19 protein-coding genes and 1 rRNA gene are annotated in these 24,825 nt (G+C 49.2%); 19 read left to right on the forward strand and 1 reads right to left on the reverse strand.

Annotated elements, in window-relative coordinates; genetic code table 11:
* Window positions 1-95 precede the first annotated feature (95 nt).
* Both rrf and grxD read left to right on the forward strand, forming a co-directional pair.
* Window positions 96-211, forward strand: a 5S ribosomal RNA gene (gene rrf, locus ACR02O_RS04310).
* A gap of 133 nt (window positions 212-344) precedes the next feature.
* Window positions 345-665 (forward strand): Grx4 family monothiol glutaredoxin, encoded by a 321-nt coding sequence (gene grxD / locus ACR02O_RS04315; protein ID WP_494522862.1) that lies wholly within the window; start codon window positions 345-347, stop codon window positions 663-665.
* Window positions 666-704: 39 nt separating this feature from the next.
* Here the strand turns inward: grxD and ACR02O_RS04320 are convergent, their stop codons facing one another.
* Window positions 705-986, reverse strand: coding sequence for a hypothetical protein (locus ACR02O_RS04320; RefSeq protein WP_494522863.1), 282 nt, complete (start codon window positions 984-986; stop codon window positions 705-707).
* 1,654 nt (window positions 987-2,640) lie between these two features.
* Here ACR02O_RS04320 and amoC point away from each other — a divergent pair.
* From amoC to tssG, 17 genes are all read left to right on the forward strand, one after another.
* Window positions 2,641-3,393, forward strand: a complete 753-nt coding sequence (gene amoC / locus ACR02O_RS04325) for a bacterial ammonia monooxygenase, subunit AmoC (RefSeq protein WP_036280014.1) — start codon at window positions 2,641-2,643, stop codon at window positions 3,391-3,393.
* A 117-nt stretch (window positions 3,394-3,510) separates the two neighbouring features.
* Window positions 3,511-4,260, forward strand: a complete 750-nt coding sequence (gene amoA / locus ACR02O_RS04330) for a bacterial ammonia monooxygenase, subunit AmoA (protein WP_192392144.1) — start codon at window positions 3,511-3,513, stop codon at window positions 4,258-4,260.
* 89 nt (window positions 4,261-4,349) lie between these two features.
* A complete protein-coding gene (gene amoB / locus ACR02O_RS04335; protein WP_033159226.1) occupies window positions 4,350-5,594 on the forward strand; it encodes a bacterial ammonia monooxygenase, subunit AmoB in 1,245 nt (414 codons plus the stop codon).
* 107 nt (window positions 5,595-5,701) lie between these two features.
* Window positions 5,702-6,115, forward strand: a complete 414-nt coding sequence (locus ACR02O_RS04340) for a hypothetical protein (protein ID WP_494522864.1) — start codon at window positions 5,702-5,704, stop codon at window positions 6,113-6,115.
* Window positions 6,116-6,845: 730 nt separating this feature from the next.
* A complete protein-coding gene (gene tagH, locus ACR02O_RS04345) occupies window positions 6,846-8,213 on the forward strand; it encodes a type VI secretion system-associated FHA domain protein TagH (RefSeq protein WP_494522865.1) in 1,368 nt (455 codons plus the stop codon).
* Window positions 8,214-8,292: 79 nt separating this feature from the next.
* Window positions 8,293-9,633, forward strand: a complete 1,341-nt coding sequence (gene tssK / locus ACR02O_RS04350; RefSeq protein WP_494522866.1) for a type VI secretion system baseplate subunit TssK — start codon at window positions 8,293-8,295, stop codon at window positions 9,631-9,633.
* Between the two features lie 4 nt (window positions 9,634-9,637).
* Complete coding sequence (gene icmH, locus ACR02O_RS04355; protein ID WP_494522867.1) at window positions 9,638-10,948, forward strand: type IVB secretion system protein IcmH/DotU; 1,311 nt, start codon at window positions 9,638-9,640, stop codon at window positions 10,946-10,948.
* Between the two features lie 45 nt (window positions 10,949-10,993).
* Complete coding sequence (gene tssM, locus ACR02O_RS04360; protein WP_494522868.1) at window positions 10,994-14,506, forward strand: type VI secretion system membrane subunit TssM; 3,513 nt, start codon at window positions 10,994-10,996, stop codon at window positions 14,504-14,506.
* On the forward strand, window positions 14,503-16,050 hold the full coding sequence (gene tagF / locus ACR02O_RS04365; RefSeq protein ID WP_494522869.1) for a type VI secretion system-associated protein TagF: 1,548 nt from the start codon (window positions 14,503-14,505) through the stop codon (window positions 16,048-16,050). The genes tssM and tagF overlap by 4 nt, the downstream gene beginning before the upstream one ends.
* 715 nt (window positions 16,051-16,765) lie before the next feature.
* A complete protein-coding gene (gene tssA / locus ACR02O_RS04370; RefSeq protein WP_494522870.1) occupies window positions 16,766-17,797 on the forward strand; it encodes a type VI secretion system protein TssA in 1,032 nt (343 codons plus the stop codon).
* 45 nt (window positions 17,798-17,842) lie between these two features.
* The gene (gene tssB, locus ACR02O_RS04375) at window positions 17,843-18,373 is read left to right on the forward strand and encodes a type VI secretion system contractile sheath small subunit (RefSeq protein WP_033159221.1); all 531 of its coding nucleotides are present in this window, start codon (window positions 17,843-17,845) and stop codon (window positions 18,371-18,373) included.
* 3 nt (window positions 18,374-18,376) lie between these two features.
* The gene (gene tssC, locus ACR02O_RS04380; protein ID WP_026603012.1) at window positions 18,377-19,864 is read left to right on the forward strand and encodes a type VI secretion system contractile sheath large subunit; all 1,488 of its coding nucleotides are present in this window, start codon (window positions 18,377-18,379) and stop codon (window positions 19,862-19,864) included.
* 166 nt (window positions 19,865-20,030) lie between these two features.
* A complete protein-coding gene (locus tag ACR02O_RS04385; RefSeq protein ID WP_033159220.1) occupies window positions 20,031-20,513 on the forward strand; it encodes an Hcp family type VI secretion system effector in 483 nt (160 codons plus the stop codon).
* Window positions 20,514-20,573: 60 nt separating this feature from the next.
* Window positions 20,574-21,380, forward strand: coding sequence for a type VI secretion system accessory protein TagJ (locus ACR02O_RS04390; protein ID WP_205451571.1), 807 nt, complete (start codon window positions 20,574-20,576; stop codon window positions 21,378-21,380).
* On the forward strand, window positions 21,380-21,883 hold the full coding sequence (gene tssE / locus ACR02O_RS04395; RefSeq protein WP_033159218.1) for a type VI secretion system baseplate subunit TssE: 504 nt from the start codon (window positions 21,380-21,382) through the stop codon (window positions 21,881-21,883). Before ACR02O_RS04390 ends, tssE begins: the two co-directional genes overlap by 1 nt.
* Window positions 21,884-21,885: 2 nt before the next feature.
* Window positions 21,886-23,772 carry a type VI secretion system baseplate subunit TssF gene (tssF, locus tag ACR02O_RS04400; RefSeq protein WP_445367688.1) on the forward strand — a complete coding sequence of 629 codons (1,887 nt, stop codon included), beginning with the start codon at window positions 21,886-21,888 and terminating at the stop codon, window positions 23,770-23,772.
* Window positions 23,754-24,809: a type VI secretion system baseplate subunit TssG gene (gene tssG, locus ACR02O_RS04405; RefSeq protein ID WP_494522871.1), complete on the forward strand. Its 1,056-nt coding sequence runs from the start codon at window positions 23,754-23,756 to the stop codon at window positions 24,807-24,809. The genes tssF and tssG overlap by 19 nt, the downstream gene beginning before the upstream one ends.
* Window positions 24,810-24,825 lie beyond the last annotated feature (16 nt).

The raw sequence follows: 24,825 nt of genomic DNA on the forward strand, positions 1-24,825 counted from the left end.
ACAGATTTCCATGAAGACAGGTAAACGGCAAATGCCGGGAAGCAAATACGCTTCAAACCTGTGCATGACGGCTGCAAAACAGCCAAACCAGTTTGCTTGGTGAACATAGCAAGCGTGAACCACCCGATCCCATCCCGAACTCGGAAGTGAAACCGCTTAGCGCCGATGATAGTGTGGCAGGTTGCCATGTGAAAGTAGGTCATCGCCAAGCTCTTAAACCAAAAGCCCTGCTTACCCATAGCAGGGCTTTTTTTTTGACCCAAAATCACCCCACTGCTGCTCTCTTCTCTTTTGCGGACGGGGTTGTTAGAATCCCCTCTCATCAATGTTTAACGAGAAAACGCATGAGTGCAATAGACAGAATCCAAGCCCAATTAGCCAGCCATCCTGTGGTCTTATACATGAAAGGCACCCCGGACTTCCCTCAGTGTGGATTTTCCAGCCGGGTGGTGCAAGTCTTGCGGGCATGCAATGCGGATTATGCCCATATCAATATCTTCGAAGACCCTGAAGTGCGTGAAGCCTTAAAAGAATACTCGCACTGGCCTACCTATCCCCAACTGTATATCAACGGCGAGTTAATCGGCGGCTGCGACATTGTCATCGATCTCTTTAATAAAGGCGAGCTTGATAATATGCTGGCGAGCGTGACCGCAAAGCAATAGGTCCGCAGCCTTGGTTCTGCGGGCCAATTAGAGGAAACGCTACAGGAGAGTCGCTATTTGCCGAAAGATTTTTTCAAGCATCTTGTTGAAAAAATCGGCAAAGATGACGCGACCATTTATGTCTTCAGCGCTCAGATTCGTCCACGTCACCTCGTTCCAACCCAGCACGAGGTCGGAGTTTACTCTCACATGACTTGAAGTGGTGTCGCAATGCTTTCCATTTTGCTGCGAAAACCCGCCCTGCCAGCGGCTTCCGGGGGGGGGGGCGCTATTCAACCTGCGATTGATAATGCTTCGTTTCCACGGTTTCGCGGCGTTCATTTGCTGAATCGAAATGCCAAACCAGCCGCTTCGCCAGCCAAACGGCCTGGACCCAAGCGAAAATATCAAGCCGAGGTGTTGCCAGGGCCGTTGAAGTGCATCGGGATCAACAGCGTCAACCGTGCGGCAGGCGCTTGAAGACGGCGGTCCTGGGGGGTACTCAATCCTTTGCGCGTCCTATATCCCAAGGGTTTGTCCGGAACCAAGCCTGGCTAGCTGTTAACCGCTCAAAATCCCATTCGCAATCATCATTTAGACGAAGCTCCGCCAAGCTTAGTAGAGGTCGGTACGGTTGCTCACTGCGGCAATTTGGTGGCCTGGGATTTCGTCTGGACCTTAGCCATGACTGGGTTTTTAGCTGGCTGGACCGAAGTAAGGGCACTTGGAATAAGAGTTCTCAGGGCGTTCTAGAGTAGATCCGGTTTGTAACTGTTCCCGTTGAAGGGCTTCGATTGCGATACCCGGACTCGAGCAACGGTTCTGAATTTCTCAATCATCACTCGGTTCGCTATCTTACCGACCACCCTAGACACCCTGTCTTCAACCACTACAGAGAAAAACGCCACGACGGCACCAAAATCAATAAAAATACTACGCCCCGCAACGGCCGTACAAGCGCATCCGCGATCAACTCGACATTCCGAAATCCATCCAACAGACTCTTTGGGAGCATCATGCCAAGCTCAATCCGTTTACTAGCTCGCCTTTGAGTATGTTTTGAAACTGATTTTTTCACAAGCTCAGGTTAGATCTAATGTGAGGATATAACTTTGATCCTTCGGGTACCTTTTTCTGCGAGGCAATAAGAGAAGCAGTTAACCCGATAACGAATGCAAGTCTGGTTGTTTTAGAAATTGACGATATAGTCGGTTGCGTCTCGGATAGTCTCGGCGTAATTGGTAGTTGTCGCGCTGTGCAACATCTTACAGTGGTAGGCTATTCTTGCTGTCGGCGGCAACTGCAATGCATAAGAGGCCGAGATCTATTTTAATAATTTGTTATCCGTCCGCAATTGCCGATTCGCGGTTGGTCCGATTGCTCGGCTTACACTTGCTTGCTCCTTCGACGCCCTATCTTCTCATTCTGCTAGAGGTCCAGGCAAACCTGGGCAACCGTTCAGTCGTTGCTCCTGAATCGTCTTCACTAATTGCAGCTTGAATACAGCATCATAATGCACTCATTCTGTTTCATTCGTTTCGCAAAGGGAAGGTTTATCAAACTACTCGGGTGTGAATTTTTACTGAATCACTACGTTTTGAGTTAGACGTTTTTTTGGGCGTCTGAAATACAAGTGGGGATGGTAAGAAAAAATGCGAGGCAGATAGATGGTAGAGCTTGGAGCTGATCAATCAGGTTGCGACTTATCGCATGCACAGTATCTGGTAACCTATCTATCCTAATTGAATTCGAACGGGAATTTTATCGAAACGTCGCTTAAATAGGTGTTCGAGTTTTGTTAACAGTAAAATTGCAAATGGGTGACAGCGCGCACCCAGCTAAATTAGCTTAATTTATCTTGACAAGGATTTGGCAAGTGGTAGACTGCCACGCACCTCAAGGGACCGGGGTGTCTTCGAAATGAAGGCTAATAACATGGAAAAACAAAGAACTCCCGATTCGATCGGGGATTTAGATAATCTTTTAGGAGGTAGAAATGGCTGCTACAACTGAATCAGTTAAGGCTGATGCTGCGGAAGCACCGCTTTTAAATCAAAAAAACCTGTGGGCAGGTATCACCCTGTACTTGGTTTTTTATTCTTTCATTCGTTGGTACGAAGGTGTTTACGGCTGGTCAGCTGGCTTAGACTCATTTGCTCCAGAGTTTGAAACATACTGGATGAACATGCTGTATATCGAGATCGTTATCGAAGTACTGTTGTTTGCTGGTATCAATGGCTATATCTGGAAAACTCGTGACCGTAAAGTCATGTCAATCACTCCACGTGAAGAATTGCGTCGTCACTTCACACACTGGACATGGTTGGTTTGCTACGGTTGGGCGATCTATTGGGGCGCTTCTTACTTCACAGAGCAAGACGGTACATGGCACCAAACTATCGTTCGTGACACTGACTTTACTCCAAGTCACATCATCGAGTTCTACCTGTCATACCCAATCTACATCATCACTGGTTCAGCTGCTTTCATGTATGCAAAAACCAGACTGCCTACCTACCATGAAGGTCTGCACTTGATGTATCTGATTGCGGTTATCGGTCCATTCATGATTCTGCCTAACGTAGGTTTGAATGAGTGGGGTCACACATTCTGGTTTATGGAAGAGTTGTTCGTTGCTCCATTGCATTACGGTTTCGTATTCTTTGGTTGGGCTGCTCTTGCAATCATGGGTGTTGTGAACACCGAAGTAATGGCAATTGCAAAATTGCTGAAAAAAGATTTGGCTTAATAGCTTATCTTTAAAAGTAAAAATACTATCTCCTTTCCTGCCGCTGCTTTGTTTAAGTGGCGGTAGGATAAAGAGAAGTGAAAAAAATATAATTTTAATTCTTTAGGAGGTAAGCTAATGAGCGCATCTCAATCAGCTGTACGTTCACGTGCGGAAGCGGTACAAGTTTCCCGTACGTTCGACTGGATGATTCTTTTTACACTGTTCACAGCGGTTCTGGGCGGTTATCACATTCACTATATGTTGACTGGCGGTGACTGGGATTTCTGGACCGACTGGAAAGATAGACGTCTATGGGTAACTGTGGCTCCTATCGTTTCTATTACATTCCCTGCGGCTGTTCAAGCTTGCTTGTGGTGGAGATACCGTTTGCCAATCGGTGCTACAATTTCTGTTGTTGCTCTGATGGTTGGTGAGTGGATTAACCGTTACATGAACTTCTGGGGCTGGACATACTTCCCAGTTAACATCTGCTTCCCATCTAACCTGCTGCCAGGCGCTATCGTTCTTGACGTTATCCTGATGTTAGGTAACAGCATGACTCTGACTGCTGTATTAGGTGGTTTGGCTTACGGCTTGTTGTTCTACCCAGGTAACTGGCCTGTTATCGCTCCATTGCACGTGCCTGTAGAGTACAACGGCATGATGATGACTTTGGCTGACTTGCAAGGTTACCACTATGTTCGTACCGGTACACCTGAGTACATCCGTATGGTAGAGAAAGGTACATTAAGAACTTTCGGTAAAGACGTTGCTCCAGTATCAGCGTTCTTCTCTGGATTCGTTTCTATCATTATTTACTTCTTGTGGCACTTCTTCGGCAGATGGTTCGCTAAAACCGACTTCATCGCTGACGACGCGTCTTAATTAGAAGAATAGTAAGAAAATGAACCTGGTGGTTCTAGATAGCTACCAGAAAGTCTTAATTAAAATTCTCTAGTGATAGAGGAGGAAATATGAAAATAATAAAAGACAAAGTTGCAAAACTGTCCTTTGTCGCACTGTTGGTCGCAATGACAGCAGCGATGTTCTATGCTCCAACAGCATCTGCTCACGGTGAAAAATCACAGGCTGCGTTCATGCGTATGCGGACGATTCACTGGTTTGACCTGAACTGGTCAAAAGAAGAAGTGCCTGTTAATGAAACTATGACAATTTCCGGTAAATTCCTGGTATTCGCAGGATGGCCAGAAACTGTTGATAAACCAGAAGTTTCATTTTTGAACGTTGGTATTCCTGGTCCTGTATTTATCCGTGCAGGTTCTTGGATCGGCGGTCAATTGGTTCCTCGTTCAGTGTCTCTGGAATTGGGCGAAGTTTATGAGTTTAAAGTTCTGTTGAAAGCTCGTCGTCCAGGTGACTGGCACGTTCACTCTATGATGAACGTACAAGGCGGTGGCCCTATCATCGGTCCAGGTAAATGGGTAACCATTACTGGTTCTATGAGCGAGTTTGTTAACCCAGTTACTACTTTGACTGGTCAAACAATCAACTTGGAAAACTATGCTCTGGACAACGTTTATTTCTGGCACGCAGTATGGTTTGCTATCGCGTTCGCATGGTTGTTGTTCTGGATCAAACGTCCATTGTTCGTTCCACGTCATATCGCTGTTAGCACAGGCAAAGCAGATTCTCTGATCTCAGCTGGCGACAAAAAAGTTGGTATGATCTTCGCTGTCGGTACGATGGTAATCGTTGCTGCCTCTATGGGTGCAACCAACGAAAAATACCCTGTAACAACTCCTTTGCAAGCTGGTTTGTTGCGCGGCATGAAAACTTATCAAATGCCTGAAGCTAACGTTTCAGTTAAAGTTGATGACGCTACATACCGTGTACCAGGTCGTGCAATGCAAATGACCTTGACCATCACAAACAACGGCGACTCAGCTGTACGTTTGGGCGAGTTCAACACTGCAGGTGTACGTTTCTTGGATCCAGCTGTTCATGAAGATGATACAGCTTACCCAGACGATTTGCTGGCTGAAGAAGGTTTAACTGTTAGCGATAACAGCCCTCTGGCTCCAGGCGAAACACGCACAATCGAAGTTACTGCTTCTGACGCTGCATGGGAAGTATATCGTTTAGCTGACTTGATCTACGATCCAGACAGCCGTTTCGCAGGTCTGTTGTTCTTCTGGGATGAAAAAGGTAACCGTCAATTGGTAACAGTTGATGCTCCTCTGATCCCAACTTTCATCTAATAGTGAAAGTGTTCTAAGTCGAAATACTTAGGAAGAAATTGAAAGCCCTCGCTATTGAAAGATAGCGGGGGTTTTTTTTAGGTAATATGCTAGGAAACCGCAGGAAAATGTTAAAAATGAAAAAAGTGCTAGTAATTTTGGGGGTTTTAGTGCTGAGCGGTTGCTCGGAAAAAGAAGAATATCAGTCCGTAGTATTGGAACAGATGAAGCAAGATAAAGATATTAAGGACTACGGAATTGAGCCGGAATTAATGACAAAATGTGTCGTCGATACTTCGTCGAATGCTATGCCAGGGTTATTCATATTAGATCCTGAAAGGCGTAAAGCATATAAAAATTACGCGAAAATGTTGGATATTAATAAGTCAACGGACCCACAAAAAACATTAATCGAATTACGAGAAAGTTTCGGTGCAGCCAAAGAGCTTGCAGAAGCACATTCAAATTATGTCGAAAGCGTAGTCGAATGTATGTCTGGTTTAGTGACTGGCGGAGAGGAAAAGTTAAAAAATAAAAAATAGGATGACGTTTTAACGAAAGCTATTTTGGTTATTACTCAAAAGTGAAATGCAAACCCAAATATGAGCAAGGCGAGTCTTAGGAGGGTTGTTGGTATATTCAGGAAAAAATGAAATAAAAAGGAGTTTATGTTGCAAAGAACCTCTGATTACTTCGGTTTTGCAAGACAACTAGGTGCCCATCATTGATTTAATTTACGCTGAAATTCGATGTTACGAATTAATCAGAGACTCCCAAAGCGACGACATCAGAAAGGTAACTAATGGCCCGAAACGTTACCGAAACTGCCGCTAGTTTAATGCATCACCGCCGTTGTTATCCTTAATCTTACAGAACTGTAAATTACTTACTTTGATGTTTGGGTGCTTCTCAAGCGCATAAGATAATCTGATCCTGTAATATCCCGGCTCAACTCGCCGGGATATTAAGTAACGACAGGAATCTCTTTATATAGAAATGCGTTCCTACAATGAGATTAAAGTGGCAAAGTCGGCGGATTGAGTTTGCATTCCTCGTTTGAAAGGCGACATATTCTAGAAGCTACAAAAGCACGAGTTTTCCGTTCATCACATAACTATAATTTCGACAACTAACAATTTGCGATGACTGTTCTTCTGATTGAGAATCGCGCAATTGATAAGATTAGACTGCTATAAAATGACTAAGTTTTTAGATAAAAGCTGACGTAAGTTGCTAAGCTATTTAACTAATGTTAACGGTAGGACGACAATCGTGCCAATTATCTTAAAAGTACTTTCTTACAAAGGTTTACCACTATCTACTGAATTGAGTGCCGAATTCGGTCAGTTAGGCGGAACAATAGGCAGAAAAGCAGGAAATACCTTGGTATTGCCTGATGCGGAAAACTTTGTATCAGGCCACCATGCTGAAATCATTTATGAGGACGGTGCTTACTTAATAAAAGACACAAGTAAAAATGGTACATATTTATCAAATGCCGGACTGAATATAAACGATGCACAAGCAAGGTTATTAGATAGTGAAATTTTGCGGATCGGAGAATATGAGATTATTGTAGAACTGCCATCAGCCGAAATATCACCAGCTTCACCCATTAGCGTCGAGAGTATTTCGCCTTCACCATTTGCCCAACCGTTTCAAAATGATCAACAGTCAATAGTCAACGAACCTCTGAATTTCTCGATTCCGCACAACGTAGCGAGTTCTCCCTTCGGAGAGCGTCCTCCTGCTTCCCCTTTTCACGATAGCTTTACCGCGCCTGAGGTGCTACCTCCCCAGAGAGATGGTAAAGATATTGCCGAATTCTTAAAAGGCTTAGATTCCTTAGGTGCGTTGGATGCACCCCTCAGCGAGTCTTCCGGGTTAGAGTTCCCGAGTTTGGAAGCAATAAATTTATCCGAGCCTATCCCTTCGAGCATAGCGTTAGATTCTAAAGACGTATTCCAAAATACGCCTAATATTGAGCGTGAAGATGGGCAGGCGGCTTCGCAAGCCAGTGTAGAGATTACGCTAGCACCCAATACGGAACCATTTATTGGGTCCAAATCGGGTGATGCGACGCTCATGAAGATGTTTCTGGATGGTGCGGGAATAAAAGATCAATCGTTTTTGACGGAAGAGCAGTGGCCGGAGGCGATGAAAGCGACCGGTGTGTTATTCCGAAATTTGATCGAAGGCTTGATGGACGTTCTACGCGCACGCGCGGAAATGAAAAGTGAATTTCGAGTTTCCGTCACCACAATCCGCTCATTTGACAATAACCCGCTAAAATTCAACCCAGATGTGGAAAGCGTACTGAAGCTGATGCTCGCACCGAATAATCCAGCGTTTATAAATTCAAATGATGCGGTAACTGAAGCGTTTAGGGATGTTAAGTTTCATCAATTGGCGATGACGGCAGGTATTCAGGCTGCACTAGGGGAAATTTTGCATCGTTTCGACCCAGACACCTTCGAAAAGGTGTTGGGCGAAGGGATTGTTTTTCAGCGAAAAGCCAAGTGTTGGGAGCTTTTTTGCGAAAAATATCCGGAACTGAAAACACAAGCAATTGAAGGATTTTTTGGAGAAGAGTTCGCTGAAGCTTATGAAAAGCAGATGCGTCTATTTGCGAGGCGGTGAAAGTTTGCAACTCAATTGAATTGTTAGCGAAAATTTCATAAGTCATTGTTAATAAATAATAAACGGTACCGAATAGAGTATGTCAATCAATAACCGGATTGTTTGGTCAGAAGGCATGTTCCTTAGACCTCAGCACTTTCAACAACATGATCGTTATCTTGAAAGTCGTATTGATGGTCGTTGCTATGGAATCAGGGCTTATGATTGGGGATTTTCGTCGCTAAAACTAGATGCAGGACAATTGGCGATAGGAAAAATCACTCTGGCAGCTGCTAGAGGGATTTTCCAGGATGGTACCCCATTCCATTTGCCAAACGAGGACGAACTGCCGCTACCACTTGATGTCTCTGAAGACGTTGCAAATGAAGTAGTGTATTTAGCATTGCCGCTGAGTCGTCCTGACTCTGTTGAAGTTGATAGCGACAATAACCCCGATGGATTGGCGAGATACCGCATCACTCATAGGGATGTCAGAGACAACAATGCGGGGTACGACGCTCGTTATCCCGTGCAAATAGGCAGTATTCGTCCGAGACTTATGCTTGGCAACCAAGAAAGATCAGGCTATCTGTGCTTAGGGGTCGCCAATATCGTTGAGGTGCGCGCCGACAAAACAGTCGTACTGGATGAGAAATACATTCCCGTGGTGCTGCAGTCTTCAGCCAGTAGTATTTTGAACGGCTTCGTCCGGGAGTTGCAAGGTCTGTTGCATACCAGAGGGGAGGCGTTGGCAGCCCGCGTGGCGGGAACGTCGCAAGGTGCAGGTGTCGCAGAGGTTGCAGACTTTATGTTGCTGCAAACCATCAATCGGTACGAACCCTTGCTGGCACATTTGGCGGGAGATGCGCTGCTACATCCGGAAACTTTGTTTTGCTTGTGCCTGCAGTTGATGGGAGATCTAGCAACCTTCTACCGTCAAAATAAGCGACCCGCAGTGTTGCCCGAATATAGGCATGACGACTTGCGTATTTGCTTTATCCCGTTAATTGATGAGCTACGGCGCCTGTTAAGCATGGTGCTTGAACAAAATGCGATTCAAATTCCGTTAACCAAACATAGCCAGTCGGTTTATTACTCGGGTCGCCCCGATGTGAAATTATTGGAGCAGGCAATCTACGTATTGGCTGCCAGTGCGCAAGTATCTTCGGAGATGTTGCGCACGCATTTCCCTCCGCAGGTGAAAATTGGCCCGGTGGAAGAGATCACGCAATTGGTCACTGCTGCCCTGCCCGGTATTTCAATTCATCCTTTGCCCGTTGCCCCAAGGCAATTGCCGTATCACGCCGGATGTTCTTATTTCGAATTGGATAAGCAAAGCCCATACTGGAAGAAGATGATGGATTCCGGCGGTTTTGCCTTTCATATTGGTGGTAATTTTCCGGGATTGGAGTTGGAATTCTGGGCAATAAAAAAAGGGTGATGACATGGTGCAACAAGGACCTTTCGGCGATGACGACAAAACAGTGTTGCGGCCTTCGCCAGGTGGACGAATGCCGCAGCAGCCATCAGTGACACAAATACCGCCATCTCCGCCGCCCCAGCAGCAGACCTCAAATATCAACATTCCGTCGCTCAGTGTGCTTTCCGGAGCGGATAGCGGTTCATTATTGACTTTATCAGCCGGCATTCTGTCCTTGGCGGCTAGGCTCAGAACAACCGTTAGCTATTTCGGGGTTGATGAACTAAAGCAAAAGTTGGCTAAAGAAGTCAGAGAATTCGAGAACCGTGGCTTGAATGCAGGGTTTCAGCAAGAAACCATGCGTATGGCGAGCTACGATTTGTGTACTTTTCTGGATGAAATTATCCAAAACACGCCTTGGGGCTCACAAAGTAATTGGGGGCATCAAAGCCTGCTTATCCTATTTCATAAAGAAGCCTGGGGCGGTGAACGCTTCTTCCAAATACTCGAACATCTGGTGAAACAGCCCGCGCAAAATTTGCCGCTCATCGAGCTTTGCTATGTGTTGTTAAGTTTTGGATTCGAAGGTAAATATCGGGTCATGGCCAATGGCGCCAACGAATTGGAAAAACAACGGCTTGAGTTGTACCAATTAATCCAGCGAGTAAGAGGGGATTTTCCAACGGAGCTGTCGCCACGCTGGCAAGGGCAAAAAAGCGGAAATAGCTCGTTGATAACGCAAGTGCCCTTATGGGTGTTCGCCAGCGTAGCAGGTGGCCTGTTGCTGCTTTGTTATCTGGGTTTTGCATTTTTTATTAATTCGGCATCCGATCCTGCCTATCGGGAACTACTGAAATTGGCCAAGGAGCCGGTACAAATGGCAACGGCTGCTACGATCACTCCGTCTGCACCGGTTATCGCCAACAGATTGGAACGCTTTAAACCGTTATTACGCGACGAAATTGCCCAGAATATGGTCGAAGTGGTCGACGATAGCATCATTCGCGTTCGTAATTCCTTCCCCTCCGGTAGCGATCAAGTTAAACCGGAGTTTTTACCGATGTTGAAAAAAATCGCCAAAGAACTCGAGAATGAACAAGACTCGATTTTGGTAACCGGACATACCGACGACAAGCCCATTGTGTCGGCCCGCTTTCCGTCCAATTGGCATTTGTCTGCGGCACGCGCTAAAAACGTCTTGGCAATTTTGACTGCGTCCGCCCAACTAAAAGGTTCTGCCAGAGCAGAAGGCCGGGCCGATGGTGAGCCTCTGGCGCCCAATGACACTCCCGAACATCGAGCCCTAAATCGGCGCGTCGACATCTTGATTAAGTGAGAATACCGCGTGGAACGGATAATCAGTTTTTTTAAAACAAAGTGGGTGCTTGAACTGATCGGTATCGTGATTTTGTCGGTACTGATTTGGTTTGTCGGGCCTTTAATCGCAATTGCCGGCAGTGTGCCGTTGGAAACCGATTTAAGCCGGATTATAACGATAAGCGTCATATTCGGATGTTGGTTGCTTTACCGCTTGGTCGCGTGGCTGTTATCGCGCAAACGCGAGCAACGTTTGATGGCCGATTTGGCTGGCGGCGCTGATGCAAACGATGCGCAATCGGCCTCGGCGGCCGAGCTGGATGTGCTGAATCGCGGCTTCGATGAGGCTTTGGCTTTACTGAAAACTACCAGTGCTAAACAACACGGTCGGAAGCAGTATCTTTACGAATTACCTTGGTACGCCATTATCGGCGCGCCGGGCTCCGGCAAAACCACAGCATTAATCAATTCCGGATTACATTTTCCCTTGGCCGAACGCTTGGGCAAGCATTCGGTAAAAGGCGTCAGCGGCACGCGAGATTGTGATTGGTGGTTCGCTGACGAAGCGGTGTTATTGGATACTGCCGGTCGCTATACCACCCAAGATAGCCATCAAGAAGTGGATGCTACCGCCTGGCATGGTTTCTTGCAGCTGTTAAAAAAATATCGACCACGCCGCCCTCTGAACGGGGTATTTGTGGCGGTGAGTGTCAGTGATTTAATTCAGCAGACCGAGGAAGAATTACGCCAACATGCCGCAGCAATCAGGCGGCGGATTACGGAACTTAATGCGCAATTGGGTGTGCAATTGCCAGTCTACGTGCTGTTCACGAAAGTGGACCTCGTGGCGGGATTTAGCGATTTTTTCGCCAATTTAACCGAAGACGAGCGCAGCCAGGTGTGGGGTGAGACGTTTATTCGTGCCGACAACGATAAAGAAGATCTGACCGCTCACTTGGTGCAATTCGAAAAGGCCTATGACGAATTGACCGAGAGGTTGGTACAACGCCGTTTGAAGCGTATCCAGGAAGAGCGCGATGTGCAGCGGCGTACGGCTATTTTCGATTTTCCGCAACAAATGATGCTGTTCAAATCGGTGGCAACCGGATTTTTGGATGCCGCATTTGCCACCAATCGCTACGAAGAGCCTTTCCTGTTACGCGGCGTTTATTTCAGCAGCGGCACCCAAGAGGGTACGCCGATAGATAGAGTGATGGCGGCGTTGGCCTCAAGCTTTAGATTGGAAAGGCAAGCAACACCGTTAATGAGCGGGCGCGGTAAAAGCTATTTTCTGACTAAGCTTCTGAAGCAAGTCGTGTTTCCCGAAGCCGAATTGGTTGGCGTGGATCCAAAGGTCGAGCGGCGTTTTCGTTTGATGAACCTCGCCGGCTTTGCCGCCACCTTTGCGCTTGTGGCGATAGCGGTCGTGGTGTGGATGGTCAGTTTTGCCACGAATAAGTCGGCGATTGCCGATGTCGAAAAACAGGTAGAAATTTACCGAGCCAGTAATCTTGTTCCCACCGATTCGCGCTCCGGTTTTTTGGCCTTGTTGCCCAAGCTTAATGCCTTACAAGCCGCCAAAGACGTGTATGCACAAACTGGCTGGAGCAGCGGTTTTGGTTTATACCAAGGCGACAAAATCGATTCAGCCATCGATATTGCCTATCAGCGCTTGCTTCGTGAAAATTTTCAGGCCTTGATTACGCTGCGCTTGAAAGAGCGTATGCAAAGCGATGAAGGCAAAAATCTGGATGTACTTTACCAATTATTGCGTGTTTATCTGATGTTCGGCGAGCCGCAACGGATGGACGCCAAGGTTGCCCAGCCTTGGGTGAAATTGGATTGGGAGCAAATATTCGCCACTGACCCGGAGACTCAAGCCAAATTACAGTTACATCTGGATAATTTGTTGGCTTTGAATTTGGATCCGGCTGCTATCGATAACAGTTTTGTCGACGCAGTGCGTAATAAATTGACGCAAATTCCTCTGGTCAATCAACTTTATAGCCGTTTTAAAAGTGAGGCGCTGTTTGATCGCAGTCACGACATTTCGGTCGCCGGACAATTGGCGCCGAACGGCGGCCGAGTGTTTACCGCGAACGGCAAGGAATTGGATACGTTGGTCGTACCTGGTTTGTTTAGCAGTTACGGTTATACGGAGCTATTTCTGAAAAAAGGCATGGTTTACGTCAAGGAAGCCAGCGAACAAAATTGGGTACTTGGCGTAAACGGCGCAAGTACGCCTGTCGAAATTGATCGTTTATATAGCGATTTTAAACGCCTGTATTTGGGAGATTACCAAAAGACCTGGGATAGCGTGCTGACGGCGGTTAAGTTCCGCCCGCAGCCCAGCAATAATCAGCTGGTAGATACGCTGGATCTGCTGTCGCGCCCCGATTCGCCATTGAAGCTTTTGTTGGAGTTGGTTGAAAAAAATACCGCGTTAAGCAAACTCTCGTCCGAATTGGCCGATGCGTTGGCAAAATCCACCGGCGGGGCCTTGGCGGTTCCGGAGGCCGCTACCCAAAAACTGCTGGCGATGGCTAAACAAAGCGACGGCGGTGTGGACCCGGTCAAGGCTTTGGAAACTTACTTCGAACCTTACAATATGCAAGTGCGGGGCGCTGCCGACAGGCCTGCTCCGATCAATGCGACGATGGCGAGTATCAAAAATCTGCACGATTATCTGATGCAGATTGGTTCGGCACCCAATAGTGGCGGTCAAGCATTGTCTACCGAAGCGGCGCGATTTGCCGGCGGCGGTGTCGATCCGTTGCAAGCAGCCAAAATGGAATTTGCCCGTTTGCCCGGTCCGGTTGCAGCCTCGCTGAATGCGTTGACCAGCACGGGCGGGCAACAAATCAAAACCGGCGCGAAAGGGCAACTCAACGAAATGTTGAAAACAGCGGTGACGATGCCGTGTAAAAGTGCTTTGGCCGGCCGTTATCCGTTTGCAAAAAATACTCAGCAGGATGTATTGATGGCTGATTTCGGCAAAGTTTTTGCCGCTAACGGGATTGTCGATCAGTTTTTTAACGTTAACCTTAAGGCATTTGTCGATACCGCAGCGGTGCAGTGGCAGGAGCTTAGTTCGGATAAGGCTTTAGGCTTATCGGCAGCCAGTATTCGCCAGTTTCAGATTGCATCGAAAATTCGTGACGCATTTTTTCCCGGCGGCGGCGCGGTCCCGCAAGTGCAATTCGAGTTAAAACCCTTGGCCTTGGACGACAAAGTCAGCACCTTCAGGTTAAATGTAGAAGGCCAGGAGTTGGTTTATCGCCATGGCCCTGAGCAACTCACTAAGTTTCAGTGGCCCGGCACCAATAATAGTGCCGGGGTCAGAGTGGTGTTCGAAGGTTTGGACGGCAAACAAGTCAGCAAATCTAAGGAAGGGGCCTGGGCATTGTTCAGGATGTTCGACGAATTCAACATCCAACCCACTGGCTTGCCGGACCGCTTCAATTTGACCGTACAACTGGAGGGCTATACCGCAAAATTTGAGTTGCGCGCGGCCAGTGTTAATAATCCATTTGGCATCAGCGAATATCAAAGCTTTCGTTGTCCGGAGTCGCTATGAATGCTATGGATGGGTTGAGCGTCGGCTTTTTCGGAAAAGTGCCGGGCCTTGGCGATTTTGTCAGTCGGCGGCTGCCCAGGCACTTTATCGAGCCATGGGACCAGTGGTTACAGGCGTCGATGCGTTCCAGTCAGGAAACATTAGGAGAGAGTTGGTTATCCTTGTTTTTGGTTAGCCCGCTTTGGCGCTTTGCTTTGAGACCTGGCGTGTGCGGCGCGAGTGCCTGGGCCGGTGTCATGATGCCCAGTGTCGATAGGGTCGGTCGCTATTATCCGTTGACGTTGGCGCAAGCCGTCAGTGCGGAGTCTTTGTTGTCATTGTTTTCGCCGGAATCGGCATGGTTTGCCCAATTGGAAGACGCTGCGCTATCAGTGTTGAATGACTCCTGCGATCTGGATCAGTTTGATAAGGGGCTGATGGAAATCGGTTCGGCTGACAGCCTGACACCGCAGTATTTTCAAGCTGATTCTAGCGGCGGATTAGGGGTATCTAACGGCAAGCTCGCATTTCGTTTCGATTTGGAGGGCCTGGATCAGACGGATGTAGTGTTTCCGCACTTGAGTCAGCGTTTGTTGGATCGCTTTATGCCGGGTTACAGCATTTGGGCAAGTGAAGGCGGCCAGTCGAATCGCCCCAATCTGCTGATTTGCGAAGGCTTGCCGCCTATCGATGCTTACGCGAGTTTTTTGCAGGGTATGCCGCAGGCTGGCAGATCTTGGCAGGTGCAGAGCTATCGCCAAGACCAAAGCGTGAAAAAAATCGAGAGAGAGCCGAGCGCCTCTGCGGTAGGCGCAACGGCGAGCCAGGACATAACGCTTCCGAACTCGACAAAGTGGGCTTCCTACGGGGTTACGGTGGTCGGCAATAAGCGTAAGCACAATGAGGATGCTTTGCTCGATTGCCCGTCACTGGGGCTGTGGGTGGTTGCTGATGGCATGGGGGGGCATCAATCCGGCGATGTTGCCAGCCGCTTGGTGGTGGATTCTTTATCGACGTTGGAATTTACCGAAAACCTGGATAATCAGGTCGAAGCCGTTTCCCGCAAATTACATAAAATTAACGACGATTTATGCCGTTTTGCTTCGGGCATTCAGCAAGGCAGTATTGTCGGAACCACGGTAGTCGCCTTGCTGGCCAAGGGTGACCAGTGCGCCGCCATTTGGGCGGGAGATAGCCGTTTATACCAATTACGCCAAGGCGAGTTTACGCAGATTACCCGCGACCATACCTTGATCGACGAATTGATGGATTCTGGTGTTATGACCCGGGAAGTGGCGGCCCAGCAAGTGGGAGCGAATGTGATTACCCGCGCGGTGGGTGGGCAATTGACGCTGGCGTTGGATGTGCTGCGCTTTCAGGCTGCCGGCGGTGATCGTTATCTGCTCTGTAGCGACGGCTTGGATAAAGAATTATCGGAAGCCGAAATTGCGGAATTGATGGGCTCAGGCAGTTGCCAGTCGGCCGCCGAAGCCTTGATTAACCAAGCCTTGAGCAGAAGCGGTCGAGATAATATTACCGTGTTAGTCGCCGAATTTAGTGGTTAAGCCGAAATCAGGATGCTGCCCTTACGTCCGGATTCTTAGGTCTCGGTATCTTTTGGAAGAAATACGCTTCAACAATCTTATAAGCGCGTAGATTCTCAGATGGACGGCTGTGGTCGGTAGTGTCTTTGGGGAATGGCTGTCAACGTGCGCTTAGTATAGATAGACCCAAGATGTGAAGCAGCCGATGTGAGCATTCGGCGACGCTAGAACGCGAGAGGCTTTTGCACCACGAAACAATGGACGGATTTTTTCAATGGAAAACGGTATTTTCCCTCGCGGTAGCCAGGCAGCGCAAGTACCGAATATCGTATCCGTTACGAAATATCGTGCCGACTTGGCGCTGCAATGGTGTGTGCATGTTGTGATTTAGCACGCCGTTTGAATTTTAAATTATGTTATATCAATGTCTTACGGTTTTGTAGACGTAGGGTTCATGAGTTGGCATGTTAAATGATCCCGATGCCTTATCTATTGATGAGCAAATGCAACTTGATAGGTATAAGATTCCGCAACATTTAGGTTTTTTTAGTTTAAAGCGTGACATGAAAAACCGACTAGACTAATGCGAATTGGTTTTGGGCTTAATACAGGCGTAACAAGTCCGGGGCACTATAGAATTGGGTCGATTGTAAGAAACGGGGCGCCAGGCACAAGGTTTCGTTGCAGCTTTTCAATCGGTTGATGTTAACAATTGCATGACCATAGAGGCGTAAAAATGGCGGATTTGTCCGGATTACTAGAACCTGTTTCGGCCGAGCAGCCTTGTGGCGATAACCTTGAGTATGACAATGCCAGAGTGGCGTTGGACACCAATATTTTAGGGACCCCGGAAAATCAGTTTTCTGGAGAGAAAGCGCTACCGCCTAACTGGCGTGAGGTCTATAAAGAGGCCTTGGCGTTGTTGCAACGTTCCAAAGATTTGCAAGTCATTTTGTACTTGATCCGGACACTGATCAACGTTGAAGGTTGGAGAGGTTTTCGCGATGGACTGGGCTTTCTGGAAGAATCTTTGACTCGTTATTGGGATTCCATACACCCTCAGCTTGATCCCGACGACGGTATGGATCCGACGTCGCGAATCAATATTTTGGAAGAGCTTGCCAGCTTCGACCTGATAATCAGGCCTCTAAGTTTGGCGGTGCTGGTTGAGTCGAAAGCCATCGGCAGGTTTTGTTTGCGTGACATTCAGTATGCAACCGACCGGCTGGAAGTGCCCAAGGGCCTTGCAAAGCCAGACAACGGTGCTATCAACGCGGCTTTTCTGGATATGGATGACGCGGCGTTAGCTGATAATTATCAGGCCTTGGTCGACAGTATCAAGATCGTCGAGCGGATCGATGCTTTCGTCAACGAAAAAGTCGGAGCCAGTCAAGGCGCGGTATTGACGCCGTTAAAAGCTTTACTGAAGGAAGTCAGAGATGATTTCGATCATTACGCGGGGTCGCGGTTGTCCAGCGACGCCGAGACTGAGGCAAGCGACGATGGCAGCAGCACTGAGGGGGGTGATGAGGTAAAGCCCGTTAAATCCAAAGCGGTGAGCGGCGCCATTGAGTCGCGCCAAGATGTGGTGAGAACGTTGGATGCGCTTTGTAAATATTATGCGGACTACGAGCCGTCTAGCCCCGTGCCCATTTTGTTGCGTCGGGCCAAGCATCTGGCAACTGCAGATTTCTTGGAAATCGTCCAAAACTTAATGCCGGATGCGCTTTCCCAAATAAGTGCGATAAAGGGTCCCGACCCAAGTTAGAAACTGATTTTTGGTAGTCCTTCTTAATGTCAAGCGGAGAATACAATGGCTGAAAGTAGTCAGAAGTTTATACAACGAAACCGGGCACCCCGGGTACAGATTGAATACGATGTTGAACTCTACGGTTCCGAAAAAAAGGTGCAGTTGCCGTTCGTGATGGGCGTCATGTCAGATTTGTCGGGTAAACCAGCCGAACCTTTAGCACCAGTGGCGGATCGCAAATTGTTGGAAATCGATGTCGATAATTTCAATGATCGATTGAAATCGATGAAACCACGGGTCGCATTCCAAGTTCCCAATACCTTGACCGGCGAAGGTAATTTGAATGTCGATATCACCTTTGAAAGTATGGATGACTTTTCTCCCGCAGCGGTTGCCAAAAAAGTGGCGGGCTTGGATAAAGTCTTGGAAGCCAGAACCCAGTTGTCCAACTTGATTACCTATATGGATGGTAAAACCGGCGCGGAGGAATTAATCGCGAAGTTAGTTAACGACCCCGCGTTGCTACAAACCTTGGCGGCGTCAGCGAAACCGGCGGAAGCAGGCGGTGATGCCGCTGAAGGAAAAGGGGAGTAAGCCATGGCCGAATTAGAAACCCAAGGCGGACAAGGCGCAACCCAAACCCTGGAGTTGGACGATTTTTCCGCATTATTGTCCAAGGAGTTCAAACCAGGCACCGAGGCAGCCAATCAGGTCAATACCGCAGTAACAACGCTGGCGCAATATGCGTTGCAGGATGTTTCCAAAGTATCAGACGATGCCATTAAAACGATCCAGTCGATTATCGCCAGCCTGGATCAGAAAATCACCGAACAATTGAATCTCGTCATACACCATCCCGATTTTCAAAAACTGGAAGGAGCCTGGCGCGGCTTGCATTACTTGGTCAACAACACCGAAACCGACGAAATGTTGAAAATTCGGGTGTTGAATATCACCAAAAACGAGTTGGGTAAAACCCTGAAAAAGTTCAAAGGTACCGCCTGGGACCAAAGCCCGCTGTTCAAAAAACTGTACGAAGAGGAATACGGCACGTTTGGCGGCGAACCCTTCGGTTGCTTGGTGGGCGACTACCATTTCGATCACAGTCCGCAAGATGTGGAACTGTTGGGCGAGATGGCAAAAATCAGTGCCTCCGCGCATACCCCGTTCATTTCCGGCGTGGCGCCATCGGTGCTGCAAATGGAAAGTTGGTCCGAATTGGCCAATCCGCGTGATTTGACCAAAATTTTTCAAACGCCGGAATACGCGGCTTGGCGCTCGTTGCGCGAGTCCGAAGATTCCCGTTACCTCGGTTTGGCTATGCCGCGCTTCCTGAGCCGTTTACCTTATGGCTCGAAAACCGATCCGGTCGAAGAGTTTGATTTCGAGGAAGATACCTCGGGCGCTGATAGCAGTAAATATACGTGGTCTAACGCGGCTTACGCGATGGCAGTCAACATCAATCGCTCGTTCAAATATTACGGCTGGTGTTCGCAGATTCGCGGTATTGAATCCGGTGGCGCAGTGGAAGGATTACCGGTGCATTCGTTTCCGACCGACGAAGGCGGCGTCGACATGAAGTGCCCGACCGAGATCGCCATTACCGACCGCCGTGAAGCGGAATTGGCCAAAAGCGGTTTCATGCCCTTGTTGCACAAAAAAAATACCGATTTCGCCGCATTCATCGGCGCGCAATCGCTGCAAAAACCGGCTGAATACACCGATCCGGATGCCACCGCCAACGCCAACTTGGCTGCGCGCCTGCCGTATTTGTTTGCTACCTGCCGGTTTGCGCACTATCTGAAATGCATCGTTCGAGACAAAATCGGATCGTTCAAGGAGCGCCAAGACATGCAGGCGTGGTTGAACACCTGGATCAGCCAATACGTGTTGACCAATCCAGCAGTGGCCACCGAAAAAGACAAAGCGCGCCGGCCATTGGCCGGTGCGGAAGTGGTGGTCGAGGAAGTCGAGGGTAATCCTGGATATTATCAATCTAAGTTTTTCCTTAGACCGCACTATCAGTTGGAAGGGTTGACGGTTTCCTTGCGACTGACATCTAAATTACCGTCGCAAAAAGGTTAAGACCTATTCGTTGAATAAGGCTAGGAAGTACGCTAGTTGCCGGGGCAGCAATACGAAATTCCCGGCAGTGGCGGTTAGTCGTTTTATATCCCGGCTTGCCGGAGCTGTAAATCTGTGGGTGGATGCCCGTTTGTATTTTTATCACTAACTTCGAAAGGAGAGCACTATGATCTTATTAAAATTCGCGACCGAAATTAAAGGCGATAGCACCGTAGCCAGCCATACGGACTGGATTACCGTAGACAGTTTGCAAATGGGCGTGGGTCGTGCCATTTCGACCAGCGGCGTCGGCAAAGACCGCGATACCAGCAATCCTTCGTTTTCCGAAGTCACCCTGACTAAAAGCATGGACATCGCGTCCGTCGACCTGTGGATGCAGTCCATCTGCGGCAAAAGCTTGGGTACAGCAACATTCCATTTCATCCAAACCGGCGGCGCGGATGCCAAGGGTCAAGTGTATCTGGAAATCGAACTGGCCGACGCTATCATCAGCGGCTACAGCCAATCCAGCGGCGGTGACCGCCCTCACGAGAGCATATCCATCAACTTCAACGAAGTTAAAATGAAGTACAACACTTTCGGCGAAGGCGAAGCACCAGCCGCCGGCGCATTCAAAGGTTGGAACTTGATGAAAAACGAAACCGTGTAATCCCCGACCCCGGTGGAACCAAAACCACTGGGGTTATTTTTGCTCTCATCGGAGAATCGTATGCAGGACGTTTCACGTCTTATCGCCGAAGGCGAGCTGGATGCGGCATTGCAGCAAACCCAGCAGTACATCAGGCAAAATCCGGCCGATCCTAAATCGCGGATCCTGCTGTTTCAGCTGTATTGCGTGCAGGGCCTGTGGGATAAGGCGCTAAATCAACTTAATGTGTTGCGCGATTTGGATGCCTCCACCTTGTTGATGGTTAGTACCTACGAACAAGTTTTACTCTGTGAAGCATTACGTAAGGACGTGTTTGCCGCACGCAAAACGCCTTTGATTTTTGGCGAGCCGCCAGCATGGTTGGCTTTACTGTTAGAAGCGCTAATACGGGAAAACAGCGGCGATTTTCAGCAGGCCGTGGCATTACGAACTGAGGCCTTACAGCAGGCGCCGGCTACCGCTGGAGCGTTGGACGGTACACCGTTTGAATGGTTAGCAGACGCTGATAGCCGTTTGGGACCGGTGTTGGAGGCCGTCGTCAATGGTCGCTACTACTGGGTGCCGTTTATGCAGATCAGCAAGATACAGCTGGAAAAACCCACCGATTTACGCGATTTGGTATGGATACCGGCGCAATTTACCTGGATCAATGGTGGCGAAGCCAGCGGCTTGATACCTTGCCGTTATCCGGGTTCGGAAGCCGACTCGGACGCTCGCATCCGCCTGTCCCGTTTAACCGAATGGACTGAAGTCGCAGACGGTTTAATGCATGGCAAGGGGCAGCGCCTATTGGCCACCGACGTCGACGATTACGCGCTGTTAGATGTCCGTACTATTGAATTCAATGCGCCGGTAGGGCTGGAATAATGGCCGATTTACTGCACGCGGAACGTCTCCAACCGTCCTTGCTGGATCGGTTGACCGACGAAGCTCCCGACAAACGCGCGGAAACCCGCGAGCAACGTGTCATGTCTCTGCGCCAGTTGCGGCAGAGCGTATTGCGCGATTTAAGCTGGCTGCTGAATACCGCAGCGTTCGAGAGCATGGTCAATTTGACCGACTATCCGTTTGTGGCTCGTTCCGTATTGAATTACGGGACACCGGTCTTGTCCGGCGTATCGCTGACCGGGATTGACGTTAAAAAGATCGAACGTAAAGTCCGGCAGGCAATTAACGATTTCGAGCCGAGAATCTTGGCGGACTCGCTGTCGGTAGAATTGGCAAAAGCCGATGATCAAATGAATCACAAGGCGTTGTCGTTTCGTATCGAAGGCGATTTGTGGGCGCAGCCGCTGCCGATACATTTATACATTCGCAGCGACCTGGATCTGGAAACCGGCGAAATCAGCGTCAAGGAACTGGACGGTTAACCATGGATCCCCGGCTGCTTAAATACTATAACCGCGAGTTGCAATACGTCCGTGAAGTAGGCGCGGAGTTTGCCGCAGAGTTTCCGAAAATAGCCAATCGCTTGGGCTTGGATACTTTCGAATGTTCCGACCCGTATGTAGAGCGCTTATTCGAAGGCTTCGCTTTTATGGCGGCTCGGGTGCAACTGAAAGTCGACTCCGAGTTTCCCAACTTTACCCAGCAATTATTGCAGATTATCTATCCGCACTATTTGTCGGCTACGCCATCGATGACGGTGGTGGAGATGAAACCCGATTTTGCCGAAGCGGCTCTGGCAGACGGGATCACGATAGCCAAGGATACGGTGTTGCGCAGCCAGATCGCCAGAGGCGAACAAACGGCCTGCGAGTACCGTACTGCGCAAGACTTGCAACTGTTACCGTTGCAGATAGGCCAAATTGAATATCTGCCGAGTCTGGCTGCCGTGTCCAGTCGCGGCTTGACGGCCAAACATTTTCGCGGACCGGTCAAAGCGGCCTTACGTATCGTCTTGAATAGTGTGGGCGGTTTAAAGTTCAACGAAATTGCCCTGGACCGGCTGCCGTTGTTTCTGCGCGGTGTCGGCAATATCCCGTATCGCTTGTACGAACAACTGTTGGCAAATGTAAGCGGCATCGTCGGCAGTTTCCATAACGGGGTCTCGACGGAAATTCGCACGCTGTCGGCTGGCGGGGTACGCGGTCTGGGGTTCGAACCGGACGAGGCTTTACTCAGACAGACGCCGCGCTCGTTCGACGGTTATCGAATATTGCAGGAATATTTCGCATTCCCGGACCGTTACCTGTTTGTCGAACTCGGTGGACTGGGAGAGCTAGCAAGTAACTGTGACAGTGAACAGATTGAGTTGTTCGTGCTATTCGACCGCAGCGAACCGCAACTGATTAATGTGTTGGATCAGAACAATTTGGCCTTGTTCTGCGTGCCGGCTATCAATTTGTTCCCTAAACGTGCCGACCGGATCCATATCGACCAGCGTCAGTCTGAATATCACATCGTGGTGGATCGCAGTAGGCCGATGGATTATGAAGTGCATAGCGTCAATGAAGCCACCGGTTTCGGTGCCGATCAGGAGAGCGAACAGGCCTTTCTGCCTTTTTACGGTTCTAAAGCGTCCTACCAGCACGCCGGGGAAACTGCGTTTTTCAGCTTACGGCGAGTGAATCGCGTGCTGTCTTCAAATCAACGTCGCAAGGGAGTGCGTTCCAGTTATATCGGCAGCGAAGTTTTTGTGTCCTTGGTCGATGCGGCCCAGGCGCCGTATTCCGGCAAGTTGGCGCAATTGGGGCTGGATACCTTATGTACCAATCGTGATTTGCCGCTGGTGATGCCGGTAGGCCAAGGTGATACCGATTTTACCTTGCAAGTTAGTGCGCCGGTGAAATCGGTGCGTTGTATCGCCGGCCCGACCCGGCCGCTGCCGGCTGCGTATGAGGCGGATACCGTGTGGCGCCTGATCAATCATTTGTCACTGAACTATCTGTCGCTGCTGGATACCGATGCCAAGAGCGGTGCGGCGGCATTGCGTGAATTGTTGGGCCTGTATGCCGACCAGCGCGAACCGGCCATCAAGAAACAGGTTGAGGGCGTGCTTTCCGTGGCTTCAAAAAATGTGGTCAGGCGTATCGATGCCAAGGGGCCGATGGTGTTCGGGCGCGGCTTGGAAATTACCGTCATGCTGGACGAGTCGGCGTTTGAAGGCGGAGGCTATTTTCTGTTGGCAACGGTATTGGAGCGGTTTTTCGCTCGGTATGTATCGATCAATTCTTTCGTCGAGACGGTGATACGTACCAGCGACCGCGGTGAAGTGGCGCGTTGGCCTGCGAGGATGGGATGTCGCCACACGATTTAATCGGTGAATTGACGAAGGATGCGTCGCGCTTCGATTTTTTCGAGGCGGTGCGTTTAATCGAATGTCTGAATAGCGACAAGCCGCGTTTCGGTACTAGTGTAAAAGCGGCTGACGATGCCGTGCGTTTTTCCCAGGAGCCGGAACTGGAATTTCCCGCTACCGCTGTCGATTACTATTCGCCGGGCGGGACGGGTTTGGGTAAACCGAGATTGGCCGTCAATTTTATGGGTTTGTTCGGTCCCAACGGCCCGCTGCCGCTGCATTTGACCGAGTATGCCCGAGAACGGCAGCGCCACCATCACGATCCGACCTTTGCTCGTTTTGCCGATGTTTTTCATCATCGCATGATTAGTTTGTTTTACCGGGCCTGGGCCAATGCCCGCCCGGAAGTGCATTACGACCGGCCGGATACAGACCGCTTTGGTTTTTACGTGGGTGCCATGCTGGGTATTTCCGGGGCGCCGTTTCAGAACCGGGACGCACTGACCGACCGAGGCAAATTGTTTTATGCCGGGCATTTTGCCGCGCAGACCAAACATCCTGGGGGTTTACAAGCCATTGTCTCGGATATTTTTAAAGTGCCGGTCCGCGTCGCCGAATTTGTTGGCGAATGGATGGACATTCAACCCCGTGAGCAAACTCGTTTGGGCTGGAGCAAAGACACCTGTTCTCTGGGGAGCTCTGTTGTGATCGGCGCTAGCGTTTGGGGTTGTCAACATAAGTTTCGTGTCGTTATCGGGCCGTTGCGCCGTAGCCTATATTTGGCCTTGCTGCCGGGCGGGGTGTTATTGCCCAAGTTGGTGGCCATCGTCCGCAATTATGTCGGCGACGAAATGGTCTGGGACGCACAATTGATTTTGGAAAAAGCCGAAGTACCGGAAGAGCTGGCCTTAGGAAAACCCGAAACGACCGGCGCGCATAGTATGAACGGCGATGCGCAATTGGGTTGGAGTACTTGGTTGGGACCGCGCCGCGGTGCAGGCGATGCCGATGATTTAACGCTTAATCCGTTTATACAGGCTGATGCTGCCTGCTGAACCACACTTAAACTTT

Source organism: Methylomonas sp. PHL2-19, assembly GCF_059331595.1.

Excerpts from the sequence above, each read along its gene's own strand:
- amoA (WP_192392144.1), top strand. The coding sequence starts at position 3,511 with ATGAGCGCATCTCAATCAGCTGTACGTTCACGTGCGGAAGCGGTACAA.
- tssE (WP_033159218.1), top strand. The coding sequence starts at position 21,380 with ATGGCCGATTTACTGCACGCGGAACGTCTCCAACCGTCCTTGCTGGAT.
- amoC (WP_036280014.1), top strand. The coding sequence starts at position 2,641 with ATGGCTGCTACAACTGAATCAGTTAAGGCTGATGCTGCGGAAGCACCG.
- ACR02O_RS04340 (WP_494522864.1), top strand. The coding sequence starts at position 5,702 with ATGTTAAAAATGAAAAAAGTGCTAGTAATTTTGGGGGTTTTAGTGCTG.
- ACR02O_RS04320 (WP_494522863.1), bottom strand. The coding sequence starts at position 986 with ATGAACGCCGCGAAACCGTGGAAACGAAGCATTATCAATCGCAGGTTG.
- amoB (WP_033159226.1), top strand. The coding sequence starts at position 4,350 with ATGAAAATAATAAAAGACAAAGTTGCAAAACTGTCCTTTGTCGCACTG.
- tagF (WP_494522869.1), top strand. The coding sequence starts at position 14,503 with ATGAATGCTATGGATGGGTTGAGCGTCGGCTTTTTCGGAAAAGTGCCG.
- grxD (WP_494522862.1), top strand. The coding sequence starts at position 345 with ATGAGTGCAATAGACAGAATCCAAGCCCAATTAGCCAGCCATCCTGTG.
- ACR02O_RS04385 (WP_033159220.1), top strand. The coding sequence starts at position 20,031 with ATGATCTTATTAAAATTCGCGACCGAAATTAAAGGCGATAGCACCGTA.
- tssB (WP_033159221.1), top strand. The coding sequence starts at position 17,843 with ATGGCTGAAAGTAGTCAGAAGTTTATACAACGAAACCGGGCACCCCGG.
- tssF (WP_445367688.1), top strand. The coding sequence starts at position 21,886 with ATGGATCCCCGGCTGCTTAAATACTATAACCGCGAGTTGCAATACGTC.
- icmH (WP_494522867.1), top strand. The coding sequence starts at position 9,638 with ATGGTGCAACAAGGACCTTTCGGCGATGACGACAAAACAGTGTTGCGG.
- ACR02O_RS04390 (WP_205451571.1), top strand. The coding sequence starts at position 20,574 with ATGCAGGACGTTTCACGTCTTATCGCCGAAGGCGAGCTGGATGCGGCA.
- tssG (WP_494522871.1), top strand. The coding sequence starts at position 23,754 with ATGTCGCCACACGATTTAATCGGTGAATTGACGAAGGATGCGTCGCGC.
- tssK (WP_494522866.1), top strand. The coding sequence starts at position 8,293 with ATGTCAATCAATAACCGGATTGTTTGGTCAGAAGGCATGTTCCTTAGA.
- tssC (WP_026603012.1), top strand. The coding sequence starts at position 18,377 with ATGGCCGAATTAGAAACCCAAGGCGGACAAGGCGCAACCCAAACCCTG.
- tssA (WP_494522870.1), top strand. The coding sequence starts at position 16,766 with ATGGCGGATTTGTCCGGATTACTAGAACCTGTTTCGGCCGAGCAGCCT.